At 49.9% G+C, this 16,318-nt stretch carries 12 protein-coding genes; all 12 read left to right on the top strand.

What is annotated here, in order from left to right; translation table 11 throughout:
* Window positions 1–322: 322 nt before the first annotated feature.
* Window positions 323–1,117, top strand: a complete 795-nt coding sequence (gene uppS, locus IC21_RS10735; RefSeq protein WP_029141560.1) for an undecaprenyl pyrophosphate synthase — start codon at window positions 323–325, stop codon at window positions 1,115–1,117.
* Complete coding sequence (locus tag IC21_RS10730) at window positions 1,114–1,917, top strand: phosphatidate cytidylyltransferase (RefSeq protein WP_029141559.1); 804 nt, start codon at window positions 1,114–1,116, stop codon at window positions 1,915–1,917. Before uppS ends, IC21_RS10730 begins: the two co-directional genes overlap by 4 nt.
* 18 nt (window positions 1,918–1,935) lie before the next feature.
* Window positions 1,936–3,081, top strand: a complete 1,146-nt coding sequence (locus IC21_RS10725; protein WP_029141558.1) for a 1-deoxy-D-xylulose-5-phosphate reductoisomerase — start codon at window positions 1,936–1,938, stop codon at window positions 3,079–3,081.
* 65 nt (window positions 3,082–3,146) lie between these two features.
* Entirely contained in the window at window positions 3,147–4,406 is a 1,260-nt protein-coding gene (gene rseP, locus IC21_RS10720; RefSeq protein WP_019721104.1) for an RIP metalloprotease RseP, read from the top strand.
* 345 nt (window positions 4,407–4,751) lie between these two features.
* Window positions 4,752–6,461: a proline--tRNA ligase gene (locus IC21_RS10715; protein ID WP_029141557.1), complete on the top strand. Its 1,710-nt coding sequence runs from the start codon at window positions 4,752–4,754 to the stop codon at window positions 6,459–6,461.
* A 192-nt stretch (window positions 6,462–6,653) separates the two neighbouring features.
* A complete protein-coding gene (locus tag IC21_RS10710) occupies window positions 6,654–10,982 on the top strand; it encodes a PolC-type DNA polymerase III (protein WP_029141556.1) in 4,329 nt (1,442 codons plus the stop codon).
* A gap of 146 nt (window positions 10,983–11,128) precedes the next feature.
* Window positions 11,129–11,596, top strand: a complete 468-nt coding sequence (gene rimP, locus IC21_RS10705) for a ribosome maturation factor RimP (RefSeq protein ID WP_013859128.1) — start codon at window positions 11,129–11,131, stop codon at window positions 11,594–11,596.
* A gap of 42 nt (window positions 11,597–11,638) precedes the next feature.
* A complete protein-coding gene (nusA, locus tag IC21_RS10700; RefSeq protein ID WP_013859129.1) occupies window positions 11,639–12,838 on the top strand; it encodes a transcription termination factor NusA in 1,200 nt (399 codons plus the stop codon).
* 12 nt (window positions 12,839–12,850) lie between these two features.
* A complete protein-coding gene (gene rnpM, locus IC21_RS10695; protein WP_019721108.1) occupies window positions 12,851–13,144 on the top strand; it encodes an RNase P modulator RnpM in 294 nt (97 codons plus the stop codon).
* Window positions 13,141–13,449 (top strand): YlxQ family RNA-binding protein, encoded by a 309-nt coding sequence (locus tag IC21_RS10690; protein ID WP_013859131.1) that lies wholly within the window; start codon window positions 13,141–13,143, stop codon window positions 13,447–13,449. The genes rnpM and IC21_RS10690 overlap by 4 nt, the downstream gene beginning before the upstream one ends.
* Window positions 13,450–13,463: 14 nt before the next feature.
* Window positions 13,464–16,034 (top strand): translation initiation factor IF-2, encoded by a 2,571-nt coding sequence (gene infB, locus IC21_RS10685; protein ID WP_029141555.1) that lies wholly within the window; start codon window positions 13,464–13,466, stop codon window positions 16,032–16,034.
* The gene (locus IC21_RS10680; protein ID WP_013859134.1) at window positions 16,031–16,309 is read left to right on the top strand and encodes a DUF503 domain-containing protein; all 279 of its coding nucleotides are present in this window, start codon (window positions 16,031–16,033) and stop codon (window positions 16,307–16,309) included. Before infB ends, IC21_RS10680 begins: the two co-directional genes overlap by 4 nt.
* Window positions 16,310–16,318 lie beyond the last annotated feature (9 nt).

Here is a 16,318-nt window from a genome sequence, read left to right as displayed (position 1 = left end):
TTTTTATGTTAACAGGAATGCGCGTTTTCACGGGAGCATGGAAAGTTCCGGCTCCAAAAGACCTTTGCCATACTGCCGGGAAAACGGGCTTCACACGCGCTTTAAAATGGGATACAAAGCCGGTTTTCCATACGCCACAAAACCAAATGGCCGGACCATTTAAAAACAGAACTACACAAACGCATCCATTTTCTCTATAATAGAGGTTGGCAAATGGAATATAAAGGCCATACCACTTTTGCCGGAAACGACTGAACACCGTATGGCCGCGGTACCGTGCATGGAGATGCAGGCGGATACCATTTGGAGGGCAAATGTGCATATGAATTTAAAAAGATGGAAATCTTTCGATAAAGAAGGCCGCGGCACGATCGCCCGCGGCGAAAAAGTGAAAGCTGCCGCCATCCCGGAACACGTCGCCATCATCATGGACGGCAACGGAAGATGGGCGAAAAAACGCCATTTGCCGCGGGTGGCCGGCCATCACGAAGGCATGAAAACCGTCCGGAAAATTACCCGTACCGCCAACCGGCTCGGGATCAAAGTATTGACGCTTTATGCTTTTTCAACAGAAAACTGGAAAAGGCCAAAATTGGAAGTGGAATACTTAATGAAGCTGCCGGAAGAATTTTTATCCACTTATCTTCCCGAGCTGAAAGCGGAAAATGTGAAAGTGCAGATGATGGGGTGCAAAGAAAAAATTCCGCCCCATACCCAAAGGGCCATCAATAAAGCGATCAGTGAAACGGCGCAAAACGACGGGCTGATTCTCAATTTTGCGTTGAATTACGGGAGCAGGGATGAAATTATGCGCGCCGTGAAAAATATTTTAATGGATGTAAAAAATGGTATAATGAATGAAAACGAGCTGACAGAGGAAGTGTTCCACCAGTACTTAATGACGCACGGCCTGCAGGACCCCGACCTTTTAATCCGGACGAGCGGGGAAATCCGGCTCAGCAATTTTATGTTATGGCAGCTGGCATATACGGAGTTTGTATTTACAGATGTGTTATGGCCGGATTTTGATGAGGAACATTTTTTAAGTGCAATTGAAGAGTATCAAAAACGTTCCCGAAGATACGGCGGTTTAAAAAGTGAGGAGAAGTCTGAATGAAACAAAGAATCATCACAGCCATCGTGGCAGCAGCTTTTTTTATTCCTTTTGTGATATACGGGAAATGGCCGTTTGTCCTGCTCGTGTATGCCATGGCGACCGTCGCGCTGTACGAGCTGTTGCGGATGGGAAAACAGCCATTGTTTTCCTTTGGCGGCATCCTTTCCGTCCTGCTGCTCTGGCTGATTTTATTTCCATCAAAGTATATGCATGTCATCGCACAAACAGGCTTTTCCAAGCTTGAATTGGTGTATATGATCGTGCTGCTTTTTCTCGCCTATATGGTGGTGACGAAAAACCGGTTTACATTTGAACAGGCGAGTTTCCACATTTTGTCCGCCATCTATGTTGGCATCGGTTTTTATTATTTTATTGAAACGAGAAATGCGCCGGATGTGGGCATTACCTATATTCTTTACGCCCTGTTTCTCATTTGGGCTACGGATTCCGGCGCTTATTTCATCGGGCGGGCTTTTGGAAAGCATAAGCTGTGGCCGGAGATCAGCCCGAATAAAACGGTTGAAGGCGCGCTTGGCGGCGTGCTGTGTGCTGCCGTTGTTGCTGTGCTGTTTTTTTTCTTCTCCAATATCGGCCTCGGGCTCTGGCGGCTCATGATGTCCACGGTCGTCCTCTCCGTTTTCGGCCAGATCGGGGATTTGGTGGAATCCGCCTATAAACGGCATTACGGGGTAAAAGATGCAGGAAAGATCCTGCCCGGTCACGGCGGCATCTTGGACCGCTTCGACAGTTTATTGTTTGTCCTCCCGCTTATCCATTTTTTAAAAATGATGGCGGGATAGAAAAAGAGGTGGAAAACATTGAAGCGAATCAGCCTGTTAGGGGCGACGGGCTCCATCGGCACGCAAACGCTGGATGTGATCCGGAACCATCCGGAAGTATTCCGGCTCGCTGCTTTTTCAGCAGGGAGAAATCTTAACTTAACGAGGAAAATCATTTCGGAGTTTCATCCGGCGCTTGTCTCTGTCGCTGACAAAGAGGACTGTGCCCGGCTGAAAACTGAATTCGGGGACAGCCCGGTTGTACTCTGCGGGGAAAAAGGGATGGTCGAAACGGCAGTATATGCCGAATCGGATATTTTGGTCAATGCGGTGCTTGGCAGTGTCGGGCTGTTGCCGACTTTGGAGGCGATCCGGGCGGGGAAAACCGTGGCAATCGCCAATAAAGAAACGCTCGTCACAGCTGGACATCTCGTTATGGATGCAGCAAAGCGCGCCGGCACTGCCATTCTTCCAATTGACAGTGAACATTCCGCCATTTTTCAATGTTTGCAAGGAGAAAACCGGAATGAAATCGAACGGCTCATCATTACCGCATCCGGCGGCAGCTTCCGTGATTATACAAGGGAGCAGCTTGAAACTGTCACTGTAAAAGATGCGCTGAACCATCCGAACTGGTCGATGGGTGCCAAGATCACGGTTGATTCGGCAACGATGATGAATAAAGGGCTCGAGGTCATTGAAGCACACTGGCTGTTCGGCCTTCCCTTTGAAAAAATTGATACGATCCTGCACCGCGAAAGCATCATCCACTCTCTTGTGGAATTCCGTGACAGCAGTGTGAAGGCGCAGCTTGGAATGCCCGATATGCGCATCCCGATCCAATATGCGCTCGGGTTTCCAAAAAGGCTGCCGCTTCCGGATGCAAAGCGGCTCCATTTGGCGGAAATCGGCCGGCTTCATTTTGAAAAAATGGATGAAGAACGATTTTACTGCCTGAAACTTGCCTATGAAGCCGGAAAAGCCGGCGGATCGATGCCGGCCGTGCTGAATGCGGCCAATGAAGCGGCGGTCCATGCCTTTTTGCAGGAAAAAATCGCGTTTTTGCAAATTGATCAGTTGATTGAAAAGGCGCTTGCAAGGCATAATGTAATTATACACCCTGATTTGGAAACGATCCGGGCCGTTGACCGTGAGACGCGGGACTATGTGGCTTCGCTCATGTAAGCGGGGGGTTTCCCCCGGAGTTCCTGAAAAAGGCGGAGACTATTTTAAAGTAAGGTGGTATTCATTTGACGACAGTTATAGCCTTTATTTTGATTTTTGGTTCGCTTGTCATTTTCCATGAAGCCGGGCATTTCTTTGTTGCAAAAAAAGCCGGGATTTTATGCCGCGAATTTGCGATCGGATTCGGCCCGAAGATTCTTTCGTTTAAGAAAAACGAAACGCAGTATACCATCCGCCTGCTTCCGATCGGCGGATACGTGCGGATGGCGGGGGAAGACCCGGATATGCCGGAGTTGAAGCCAGGCCAGCGGGTTGGGCTGCTTTTCGATGAAAACGAAGCCGTTGAAAAAATCGTGGTGAACGGAAAAGACCGGTATACTGGATTGCGCATGATTGAAACGGAATCTGCAGATCTGGAACGTGCGCTTGTAATCAAAGGCTATGAAGAAGGCGATGATGAACACCTCCGGACGTTTAAAGTGAAAAGGGATGCCGTGCTTGTCGAAGACCGGATGGAAATGCAAATCGCGCCGTGGGACCGCCAGTTTGCCTCCAAATCGCTTGGGAAGCGGGCGCTCACGATTTTTGCCGGGCCACTCATGAATTTCGTCCTGGCAGCCCTTGTCTTTACCCTTATGGCGGTGGTGCAGGGGGTGCCGATGACCGATCCAGTGCTCGGAACCGTTGTAAAGGACAGTGCTGCGGCAAAGGCCGGGCTCCATAAAGGGGATACGGTGATCAGTATTGACGGTGCGGAAATCTCGACGTGGAATGACATTGTCGACGTCATCCAAAAACACCCTGATGAAAAAATCACGTTTACAGTGGAACGGAACGGCAAAACAATGGACATTCCGGTGACGCCAAAAAGCATTTCAGAGGACGGGAAAACATTCGGGAGAATCGGCGTGAACAGCCCGGTTGACCATTCCCCGCTGAAAGTTGCCACGTACGGCATTACACAGACATACGTCTGGACGGTGGAAATTTTTAAACTGCTTGGCCACCTGATCAGCGGCGGCTTTTCCATTGATATGCTGTCAGGCCCTGTCGGCATTTATAAATCAACAGAGACCGTCGCCAAGTCGGGCATCATCTATTTGTTTAAATGGGCAGGATTGTTGAGCATCAACATCGGGATTATGAACCTGCTCCCGCTGCCGGCTTTAGACGGAGGCAGGCTGCTGTTTTTCGGAATCGAAGCATTGCGGGGCAAACCGATTGACCGGCAAAAAGAAGGCATCGTCCATTTTATCGGTTTTGCGCTCCTGATGCTGTTGATGATCATTGTCACCTGGAATGATATCCAAAGATTTTTCTTGTAAAGCTTCCGGTTTGCAGGGGGTTCCGGCGGGCCCTGTTGCAAAAGGGCCTGCTTCCTCCGTAAATTTGTTTGCTTTACGGATGTGGTTATAAAATGGACTTGAATTGCTGGTCCACCATCAGCCCGGTTTGGCCCGCCCGTTTTCACAAGCAGCGCCAAATCTTCGTTCAATTTGTAGCGGCTGGATTACTTTTAAAATCTGCATTTTTACGCACCCTGGCCTGGCTTTTCATTTACAATCTCTCATCATCCAACCCCGGGCCTGGTTTGCTGAATCGGGGAATAGAAACAAATAAACGTTACAAACTCAACTGATCTATAATAAAAGAATACGGGAGTGCGATGTATGAAACAGAGCAAATTGTTTATTCCGACATTGCGGGACGTACCGGCCGAAGCCGAGGTGAAAAGCCATCAGCTGCTGCTCCGTGCCGGGTACATACGGCAAATTGCAAGCGGCGTTTATACGTATTTGCCGCTCGCGAAAAAAGTCTTACATAAAATTGAAGCGATTATCCGTGAAGAATTGGAAGCCATCGGTTCCATGGAATTGCTGATGCCGTCCCTCCAGCCGGCGGAATTGTGGCAGGAATCGGGGCGCTGGTATTCTTACGGCCCGGATCTGATGCGCCTTAGGGACCGGCATGAACGAGACTTTGCGCTCGGGCCGACGCATGAAGAAGTGATCACAAGTTTAATTCGGAACGAAGTAAAATCGTATAAACGCCTGCCGCTTTCTTTATACCAAATCCAAACGAAATTCCGGGATGAAAAGCGCCCGCGTTTCGGCTTGCTGCGCGGGCGGGAATTCATCATGAAAGACGCGTATTCTTTCCACGCCAATCAAGAGAGCCTCGATGAGACGTATAAGGATATGTACCGGGCCTATACCAATATTTTCTCGCGGTGCAAACTGGATTTTCGTGCCGTATTGGCGGACTCGGGCGCGATCGGCGGGAAAGATACGCAGGAGTTCATGGTGCTGTCTGAAATCGGGGAAGACACCATTGCGTATTCCGATTCATCCGATTATGCGGCGAATATTGAAATGGCGGAAGTGAAGACCGTTTACACAAAGCCGGATGAAGCGGAAAAACCGCTCGAAAAAATTCCGACCCCTGGGCAAAGAACGATCGCGCAAATTGCGGACTTCCTGCAGGCAGATCCTGAAAAATGCCTGAAAACCCTCGTGCTGAAAGCGGACGACGAATATGTAATCGTGCTGGTCAGGGGCGATCATGACGTAAATGAAGTCAAGGTCAAACACCTTCTCGGTTCTGAAACGATTGAAATGGCAGATCCGGAAGCCATCAAGTCGATCATGGGGGCGGATCCCGGTTCGCTCGGCCCTGTCGGCGCGCCGGAGAAGATCCGGATTTTGGCCGATAACGCCGTCCGTTATGTGGTAAACGGCATTTGCGGCGCCAATGAGAATGACTTCCACTATGTGAATGCGAATCCGGGGAGGGATTACCGCGTCGATTTATACGGGGATCTCCGCAATATTCAGGAAGGCGACCCGTCCCCGGACGGAAAGGGAACGATCCGGTTTGCGCGCGGCATAGAAGTCGGGCATATTTTCAAACTCGGCACAAAATACAGCGAGGCAATGCACGCCGCCTTTTTAGACGAAAACGGCAGGGAACAGGTCATGCTGATGGGCTGTTACGGGATCGGCGTCTCCCGCACTTTAACAGCAGTGTGCGAACAGCATAACGATGATAAAGGGCTCGTTTGGCCTGTCAATCTGGCGCCGTTTGACGTGCATCTCGTGCCGGTAAATATGAAGGATGCCCAACAAGCCGCCCTTGCAGAAACGCTCCATGCGGAACTTGAAAAACAGTTTACCGTCTTGATGGATGACAGAAACGAGCGCCCGGGTGTGAAATTTGCAGATTCCGACCTGATTGGCCTGCCTGTCCGGGTAACCGTCGGGAAAAAAGCGGCTGAGGCAATCGTCGAAGTGAAAATCAGAAAAACCGGGGAAGTGCTCGAAGTGAAAAAAGAGGATTTGGCTGAAACACTTTCCAATATTTTAGCAGAACTTGCTTCATGACAGGGGCATCGGCTGACCGGCCGGTGCTTCTCTTCTTTTCCTGCAAAAAAGAGGCAGAAAATGTTTTATTTGGAAAATCCCGGCACTCGAACCTTTCAACACTACCGGGAAAAATCCCGGAAAGATTGCATTCAGGACGCTTGTTTTTTAAGATAAAGATAGATTGAATGAAAAAGGATGGGAGAGGACAAGATGATTGAAAATCCCGCCGGAAAGAAAGAAAGGTTCCAGATTTTGCTCCGGCAGCTGGAACTGCTGGATGACAGGTTTTACGAGCATTTTAAATATGGGGAAATTGAAAAACTTGTTGTGGAACGCCAGTCAAGGCGATGGCATTTTTATTTTTTGCTCGAAAAAATTCTTCCTTTTGAGGTATATCTGACATTTACAACCCGTTTGCGCCAGGCTTTTCAGCATATTGCCGACGTCCGTTTTTCAATCCGGGCGAAAGACCCTTCTTTTGGGCCGGCACTGATTGCCGATTACTGGAAAACTTGCCTTGGAGAACTGGAAGGCATGTCGCCGATGCTTTTGTCCCTGCTTGCGGATCAGGTTCCGTCACTTTCCGGCAATAAGCTGGTGGTAACCGGCCGCAATGAACCGGAAGCAGCAGCACTAAAACAAAAATACGGGGAATGGATTATCCGTTTTTACGAACGGGCCGGTTTTCCGAAATTGATGTTTGACACGGAAATTTCGACGGCGCCTGAAGCAAGCGAAGCATACGCCAAATTTATGGAAGAAAAGAAAAAAGAAGATGAAGAACGGGCAAAACAGGCCGTTCTCGAAATGCAGAAGCACGTGAATGAGCAACAGGGCGGGGAAGAAACGCACGATGCAGGACCGCTTATGATCGGGCTGAGAATTCCGCCCGATGATGATATCCGCCGCCTTTCCGAGATTGTCGATGAAGAACGGCGGATTACGGTGGAAGGCTATGTGTTTGATGTCGAAACGAAAGAACTGCGCAGCGGGCGGACGCTTTTGACGTTAAAAATCACCGATTATACAAGCTCCATTCTCGTGAAGATGTTTTCGCGGGATAAGGAAGATGCCGCACAATTTGCCCGCGTGAAAAAAGGGATGTGGCTCCGTGCGCGCGGCAGCATCCAGAATGATACGTTTGTCCGTGATCTGGTCATGATCGCTAACGATCTTTCTGAAGTGGCCCCGCGCGTCCGGAAAGACCATGCGCCGGAAAATGAGAAGCGGGTCGAACTCCATCTCCATACGCCGATGAGCCAGATGGATGCGGTCACTTCTGCGTCTGCCCTTGTCGCCCAGGCGAAAAAATGGGGCCATCCGGCGATTGCGATTACAGACCACGCCGTTGCGCAAAGTTTTCCGGAAGCATACAGCGCCGGCAAAAAGAATGGCATAAAAGTTATCTTCGGTGTTGAAGCCAATCTTGTCGACGACGGGGTGCCGATTGCCTATAATGATGCGCACGTCCATCTTGATGAAGCGACTTATGTCGTCTTTGACGTCGAAACAACGGGATTATCTGCTGTTTATGATACGATCATCGAAATCGCCGCGGTTAAAATCCGGGACGGCGAAGTGGTCGATACGTTTGAACGGTTTGCCAATCCCGGGCACCCGCTGTCCAATACGATTATTGAGCTGACCCATATTACCGACGATATGTTGAAAGATGCGCCGGACATTTCCGAAGTGTTGAAAGAATACATTGAATGGATTGGCGACGCGGTGCTTGTTGCCCACAATGCTTCGTTCGACACCGGGTTTTTAAATGTCGGCCTGAAAAAAGCCGGGCTGCCGAAATCCAATAATCCCGTCATTGATACGCTTGAACTCGGGCGGTTTTTATATCCGGATTTCAAAAACTACCGGCTGAACACGCTCGCGAAAAAGTTCAATGTGGAACTGACCCAGCACCACCGCGCGATCTATGACACGGAAGCAACAGGACATATCTTTTTAAAAATGCTGAATGACGCCCGCAACCGGGGGATCACATACCATGACGAACTGAACCAGTATATGGGCGAAGGCGGCGCGTACAAGCGGGCACGCCCGTCGCACTGTACGTTGCTTGTCCGGACGCAGGAAGGCCTGAAAAATTTATTTAAACTGATTTCCCTGTCCCATATCGATTACTTTTACCGTGTGCCGCGCATTCCGCGTTCCGAGCTGCAAAAGTACCGGGAAGGCATTCTCGTCGGGTCCGGCTGTGACAAAGGCGAAGTATTTGAAGGCATGATGCAGAAAGATCCGGCGGAAGTAGAGGAGATGGCCCGCTTTTATGATTACCTTGAAGTTCATCCGAAAGAAGTGTACGCCCCGCTGATCGACCAGGAATTGATAAGGGACGAAAGGGCGCTTGAAGAAATCATTACGAAAATCGTCCGGCTCGGGGAAAAATTGAATCTGCCGGTTGTCGCAACAGGCAATGTCCATTATTTAAACCCCGAAGACAAAATTTACCGGAAAATCCTGATCAGCTCCCAGGGCGGCGCCAATTCGCTGAATCGGCACCGGCTGCCTGACGTGCATTTCCGCACAACGGATGAAATGCTTGCATGCTTCTCGTTTTTAGGCGACGAAAAGGCAAAAGAAATTGTGGTTGAAAACACAAATAAAATTGCCGGCTTAATCGAGGACGTCAAGCCGGTAAAAGACGAGCTGTACACGCCGAAAATTGAAGGGGCGGAAGAAGAAATCCGCGAGCAAAGCTATAAGCGCGCGAAGATGATTTACGGGGACCCGCTTCCCGAAATTGTCGAAGCACGGCTTGAAAAAGAGCTGAAAAGCATTATCGGCCACGGATTTGCGGTCATTTATCTGATTGCCCATAAACTTGTCAAGAAATCATTGAATGACGGTTACCTTGTCGGTTCGCGGGGGTCTGTCGGTTCTTCGCTTGTCGCAACGATGACGGAAATCACCGAAGTCAACCCGCTCCCGCCGCATTATGTGTGCCCGAACTGCAAGCATTCCGAGTTTTTCAATGACGGTTCGGTCGGTTCCGGTTTTGACCTGCCGGATAAAAACTGCCCGGAATGCGGGGCAAAATACAAAAAGGACGGCCATGATATTCCGTTTGAAACGTTCCTTGGATTTAAAGGGGACAAGGTGCCGGATATTGACCTGAACTTCTCCGGCGATTACCAGCCGCGCGCCCACGCCTATACAAAAGTGCTGTTCGGCGAAGAGTATGTATACCGCGCCGGCACGATTGGCACAGTTGCGGAAAAAACGGCTTACGGCTATGTAAAAGGGTATGCCCAGGACCACAATTTGACATTCCGGAGCGCGGAAATTGACCGGCTTGTCCAGGGCTGCACCGGGGTAAAACGGACGACCGGCCAGCATCCGGGCGGCATTATTGTCGTGCCGGATTATATGGATATATACGATTTTACGCCGATCCAGTATCCGGCGGACGATCACAATTCGGAATGGCGGACAACGCATTTTGATTTCCACTCGATCCACGATAATATTTTGAAGCTTGATATACTCGGGCACGATGATCCGACCGTCATCCGCATGCTCCAGGACTTAAGCGGGATTGACCCGAAAACGATCCCGACCGATGACCCGGAAGTGATGAAAATTTTCAGCGGGCCGGAACCGCTCGGGGTTACGGAAGAGCAAATTATGTGCAAAACCGGTACGCTTGGCATCCCGGAATTTGGCACAAAGTTTGTGCGCCAGATGCTGGAAGATACAAAACCGACGACTTTTGCGGAACTGGTTCAGATTTCAGGGCTTTCGCACGGGACGGACGTATGGCTCGGCAACGCCCAGGAACTGATCCAAAACGGCACCTGCACCCTGCCTGAAGTGATCGGCTGCCGCGACGATATTATGGTTTATTTAATCTATCAGGGCTTAGAGCCGTCCCTTGCTTTTAAAATTATGGAATCGGTACGGAAGGGGAAAGGGCTCACGCCTGAAATGGAAGAGGAAATGATCAAGCAAAACGTGCCGAAATGGTATATTGAATCGTGCAAAAAGATTAAATACATGTTCCCGAAAGCCCACGCCACCGCCTATGTGCTGATGGCGGTAAGGATCGCTTACTTCAAGGTGTACCATCCGCTGATCTACTATGCGACGTATTTTACGGTGCGCGCGGAGGATTTCGATCTGGATGTAATGATCCACGGCTCGAATTCCATCAAGGCAAAAATCAGTGAAATTAATGCAAAAGGGATGGACGCATCGGCGAAAGAGAAAAGTTTGCTGACCGTGCTGGAACTGGCGCTTGAAATGACGGCGCGCGGCTTCCGCTTCCAGCCGATTGATTTGTACCGGTCGGAAGCAGACAAGTTTGTCATTGACGGCGATTCGCTCATCCCGCCGTTTAATGCGATTCCGGGGCTTGGCACAAACGCTGCGGTCAATATCGTCAAAGCGCGCGAAGAAGGCGAATTCCTTTCAAAAGAAGACTTGCAGCGCCGCGGAAAAGTCTCCAAAACGATTATGGAATACCTTGACGGGCACGGCTGCCTCGAGTCGCTGCCGGAGCAGAACCAGCTGTCGCTTTTCTAAATACGGGTTAAAGCCCGCTGTTTGCTTTTTTTTGCCTGTTATGGTATAGTTTTTTATGGAAATACTACGGATAAACGCTCGTGCGAAAGAGTGGGGCCATCACCCCGCTCTTTCGTGTTTTAAATCGGATTTTTGAGGAGGTCAGCATGAGTAAAGTCGTTGAAGTGGTGGAACAACTGGCATCCCCGGTTGTGGAAGGGCTCGGCCTTGAACTTGTTGATATCGAATACGTCAAAGAAGGAAAAAACTGGTTTCTTCGCGTGTATATTGACAAGGAAAACGGGGTCGATATCGAAGAATGCGGGCTCGTCAGCGAACGGCTCGGGGAAAAGCTCGATGAAGCGGACCCGATTCCCCATAATTATTTCCTTGAGGTTTCCTCTCCGGGTGCGGAACGCCCGTTAAAAAAAGCGCGTGATTTTGAACGTGCTGTCGGCCGGACCGTCCTCGTGAAAACGTATGAACCGCTTGACGGGGAGAAAACGTTCCAGGGAAAATTGATTGCTTTTCACAACGGGTACTTAACATTAGAATGTAAAGTGAAAACGAAGAAAATCGAGAAGGAAATTCCGTATGACAAAGTTGCCAACGCACGGCTTGCCGTTGAATTTTAAAAATGCATCATTTTTCAAAAAATGAAGGGGGATCCAATTTCCATGAGCTCAGAACTGGTAGATGCGCTTACGATACTCGAAAAAGAAAAAGGAATTTCGCGGGATGTGCTCGTTGAAGCCATCGAAGCCGCGCTTGTATCGGCATACCGCCGCAATTTTAACCAGGCACAGAATGTAAGGACGGATTTAAATCTGGCGAACGGGACGATCCGTGTATTCGCACGCAAAGACGTGGTTGAAGAAGTATTTGACCCGCGCCTTGAAATCTCGCTTGAAGATGCCCAGAAAATCAATCCGTCTTATGAAATCGGCGATGTTGTCGAATTGGAAGTCACGCCGAAAGATTTTGGCCGGATCGCCGCACAGACAGCGAAACAGGTTGTCACGCAGCGCGTCCGGGAAGCGGAACGGGGAATCATTTACAATGAATTTATCGACCGTGAAGACGAGGTCATGACCGGGATTGTGCAGCGGAAAGATCCGCGTTTTACGTATGTCAGCCTCGGAAAAACAGAAGCGCTGCTGCCGCCGGGGGAACAATCCCCGAATGAAACGTATAACCCGCATGACCGGATTAAGGTCTACATTACAAAAGTGGAACGGACAACAAAGGGGCCGCAAATTTTTGTCTCGCGCACCCATCCCGGCCTTTTAAAACGGCTGTTTGAACTTGAAGTGCCGGAAATATACGATGGCATCGTGGAAATCCGTTCGATCGCCCGCGAAGCAGGGGACCGTTCGAAAATTTCGGTTTACACTGACCGCCCGGAAGTTGATCCTGTCGGCGCATGCGTCGGGCCTAAAGGGCAACGCGTCCAGGCGATTGTAAATGAACTACACGGGGAAAAGATTGATATTGTAAAATGGTCGGATGATCCGTCTAAATTTGTAGCAAACGCGTTAAGCCCTGCAAAAGTGCTTGATGTGCTTGTTGATGAAAATAATAAGGCTACAACGGTCATCGTTCCGGATTACCAGTTGTCGCTTGCAATCGGGAAACGCGGCCAAAACGCCCGGCTTGCCGCGAAACTCACAGGCTGGAAAATTGATATTAAGAGCGAAACGGATGCAAGGGGTTTAGGCATTTATCCTCGTTCTGAAACTGCCGGTGATATCGACGGAGAAGGACCGGAGCTTTTTGAAGATGGCGATCCAGGCCGTACTCCCGAAGCACTGGCCGTACCGGATGCGAAAGAAGCGGATCTGCCTGAAAACGGCGGGAAAGATGAAGAGATCGAATAAGGAGTGGGGCTGATGGCGACACGTAAGAAAATTCCGATGAGAAAATGCGTGGCAACGGGAGAAATGAAACCAAAAAAAGAAATGGTCCGTATCGTCCGTTCCAAGGAAGGCGATGTTTCGATTGACCCGACCGGGAAAAAGTCAGGAAGAGGCGCCTATCTTTCAAAAGACGAGGAAGCGGTGCTTTTGGCAAAGAAAAAAGATATTCTCTCATCCCATCTTGGTGCCGCTATAGACGATGCTTTTTACGATGAAATCATGGCGTTTATTCAAAAGGAAAAAAAGGAGAATAAACAAAAATCATGAACGGGAAGCAGGCGATGTCCCTTTTAGGCCTTGCGTTCAAGGCAGGAAAGATTGTTTCGGGAGAGGAGCCTGTCCTGAAAGAAATCCGGGCAGGCCAGGCAAAACTTGTATTGCTTTCAAAAGATGCCTCATCCAATACGTCAAAAAAGATGTTAGACAAATGCCGTTTCTATCATGTGCCTGTACGGTGGATAGAGACGAGGGAAATGCTAGGAAAAGCCATTGGGAAAGAGGCGAGAGTCGCAGTTGCAGTAAGTGACCGCGGATTTGCGGAAAAACTTGCTGAACTGCTCGATGAATCATAGGTGGGGGTGACGACATGAGCAAAATACGTGTTTACGAATATGCGAAAGCTCATCATACATCAAGCAAGGAAATTATCACGAAACTAAAACAAATGAATATAGAGGTATCCAATCATATGTCAATGATCGATGGGGAAACAGTAAGGAAGCTGGATTCGGTTTACAGCGGCAACAAACAGCAAGATGGCAAGAAAAACGGGCAAAACGGTCCGTACGGAAAAGAAAGAAGTACCAGGACCGAAAATGGGGACCGGCAAGGAAACAAACCTGAAAACCGCACCCGGCACGAAAACCAGAAGCAAAATCGCGGAACCGGCGAGAACCGGGCAAACGGAAACGGCCAAAACAGCAAAAACCAAGGGAACAGTGGAAACAGCAGAAATAATAGCAATAACCGTGCTGGCGGCAGCAACCGCAGCGATGGGAGGAGCGGAACGGGCGGCAATAACCGCACGGGCGGCAACAACCGGAATAACGGAAACGGCCAAACCGCAAGCAACAACCGGAATAACGGGAACGGCCAAACCGCAAGCAACAACCGGAGTAACGGGAACGGCCAGGCCGCAAGCAACAACCGGAATAACGGAAACGGCCAGGCCGCGGGCAACAACCGGAATAACGGAAACAGCCAGGCCGCGGGCAACAACCGGAATAGCGGGAACAGCGGAAACAGCCGGAGCAACGGGAATAACCGAAACGGCGGCAACGGAAACCGCGGCAATAACGGAAACCGCGGCAACAATGGACGGCCGTTCAACAAACAAAAGAAAAATAACCGGAAAAATAAAAACTTCAAACCGCAGCCGCAACCGGTCCAAAAGGTAAAAGAACTGCCTGAAAAAATTACGTTCACAGAATCGCTGACCGTTGCGGAACTTGCGAAGAAGCTCTACAGGGAACCTTCCGAAATCATTAAAAAACTGTTCCTGCTCGGCGTTGTGGCAACGATCAACCAGCAGCTTGACAAAGATGCCATTGAACTGATTGCTTCGGAATACGGTGTTGAAGTGGAAGAAGAAGTGATCGTTGACCAGACGGATCTGGAAACGTATTTTACGGAAGACCGTGAAGAAGACCTCGAAGTCCGCCCGCCGGTTGTCACCATTATGGGCCATGTTGACCATGGGAAAACGACAACGCTCGATTTCATCCGCCATACAAAAGTCACCGCCGGAGAAGCAGGCGGGATTACCCAGCATATCGGTGCATACCAGGTGAAAGTAGGCGGCAAAAAGATTACATTTTTAGACACCCCGGGGCATGAAGCATTTACAACGATGCGTGCGCGGGGGGCGCAGGTGACGGACATTACCGTGCTTGTTGTCGCGGCGGATGACGGCGTGAAGCCGCAAACAGTGGAAGCCATTAACCACGCAAAAGCAGCCGGCGTGCCGATCATTGTTGCGGTCAATAAAATTGATAAACCGACAGCGAACCCCGAACGGGTCATGCAGGAACTGACGGAATACAATCTGGTTCCGGAAGACTGGGGCGGGGATACGATTTTTGTCCCGATTTCCGCGCTAACCGGCGAAGGGATTGACAATCTGCTTGAAATGATTTTGCTTGTCAGCGAAGTGGAAGAACTGAAAGCAAACCCGAACCGCCGCGCACTCGGCTCGGTCATTGAAGCGCGCCTCGATAAGGGCAGGGGCCCGGTTGCCACTTTGCTCGTGCAAAACGGCACCTTGCGCATCGGCGACCCGATTGTCGTCGGCCACACTTACGGGCGCGTCCGTGCGATGGTCAATGATCTTGGCCGCCGCGTAAAAGAAGCAGGGCCGTCCACGCCTGTTGAAATTACCGGTTTAAATGATGTGCCGGAAGCCGGCGACCGTTTTGTTGTCTTTGAAGATGAGAAAACAGCCCGCCAGGTCGGGGAAGCACGGAAACAACAGGCTGTCCAGGCGCACCGCAACGAAACCGCGCGTGTCAGCCTCGACACGCTGTTTGAGCAAATGAAGCACGGGGAAATGAAAGAATTAAATGTGATTGTCAAAGCGGATGTGCAAGGTTCCGTGGAAGCATTGACCGACGCTTTGCAAAAGATTGATGTGGAGGGCGTCAACATTAACGTCATCCATACAGGCGTCGGCGCCATTAATGAATCCGATGTGACGCTTGCTTCCGCTTCCAATGCGATTATTATCGGCTTTAACGTCCGCCCGGATAACAACGCCAAACGCGCAGCCGAAACGGAAAAAGTGGATATCCGCCTGCACCGCATCATCTATAAAGCGATCGAAGAAATTGAATCTGCGATGAAAGGCATGCTTGATCCGGAATACAAAGAAAAAATCATCGGCCAGGTTGAAGTGCGGCAGACATTTAAAGTATCACGGATCGGCACGATTGCGGGCGGCTATGTCACAGACGGAAAAATCACCCGTGACAGCGGTGTGCGCGTCATCCGTGACGGCGTGGTCATTTATGAAGGTGTAATTGATACGCTGAAACGCTATAAAGATGACGTGAAAGAAGTCAACCAGGGATATGAATGCGGGATTACGATTAAAAACTTTAATGACATCAAAGAAGGAGATGTCATTGAGTCCTTTATCATGGAGGAAATTGAAAGAGCATGATTGGGAGCGCCCGTTGCGAATTCCGCATTTACGATGCCCGTTCATTGAAAGAAAAAAGGGCAGTGCTGCAAAGAATATTGACGCGGCTGAAGCAAAAATATAACGTTGCAGCCGGTGAAATGGATTTCCAGGATATCTGGCAGCGGACCCTCGTTGAAGTCGTGACCGTTGCTTCGAGCCGGGCGGCGGCTGAAAGAGAATTGCAGCGGGCAATTCAGTTTCTGGATTCCTTTCCTGAATGGGAACGGCTTGAAACAAATATTGAATGGCTATAAATGAGGTGT

The organism is Heyndrickxia coagulans DSM 1 = ATCC 7050, assembly GCF_000290615.1.
GTDB classification, from domain to species: Bacteria; Bacillota; Bacilli; order Bacillales; family Bacillaceae_C; genus Weizmannia; species Weizmannia coagulans.
This window is presented reverse-complemented; position numbering and strand designations above follow the sequence as displayed.

Excerpts from the sequence above, each read along its gene's own strand:
- rnpM (WP_019721108.1), top strand. The coding sequence starts at position 12,851 with ATGGCGACACGTAAGAAAATTCCGATGAGAAAATGCGTGGCAACGGGA.
- nusA (WP_013859129.1), top strand. The coding sequence starts at position 11,639 with ATGAGCTCAGAACTGGTAGATGCGCTTACGATACTCGAAAAAGAAAAA.
- IC21_RS10680 (WP_013859134.1), top strand. The coding sequence starts at position 16,031 with ATGATTGGGAGCGCCCGTTGCGAATTCCGCATTTACGATGCCCGTTCA.
- rimP (WP_013859128.1), top strand. The coding sequence starts at position 11,129 with ATGAGTAAAGTCGTTGAAGTGGTGGAACAACTGGCATCCCCGGTTGTG.
- IC21_RS10710 (WP_029141556.1), top strand. The coding sequence starts at position 6,654 with ATGATTGAAAATCCCGCCGGAAAGAAAGAAAGGTTCCAGATTTTGCTC.
- IC21_RS10730 (WP_029141559.1), top strand. The coding sequence starts at position 1,114 with ATGAAACAAAGAATCATCACAGCCATCGTGGCAGCAGCTTTTTTTATT.
- IC21_RS10715 (WP_029141557.1), top strand. The coding sequence starts at position 4,752 with ATGAAACAGAGCAAATTGTTTATTCCGACATTGCGGGACGTACCGGCC.
- IC21_RS10690 (WP_013859131.1), top strand. The coding sequence starts at position 13,141 with ATGAACGGGAAGCAGGCGATGTCCCTTTTAGGCCTTGCGTTCAAGGCA.
- uppS (WP_029141560.1), top strand. The coding sequence starts at position 323 with ATGAATTTAAAAAGATGGAAATCTTTCGATAAAGAAGGCCGCGGCACG.
- infB (WP_029141555.1), top strand. The coding sequence starts at position 13,464 with ATGAGCAAAATACGTGTTTACGAATATGCGAAAGCTCATCATACATCA.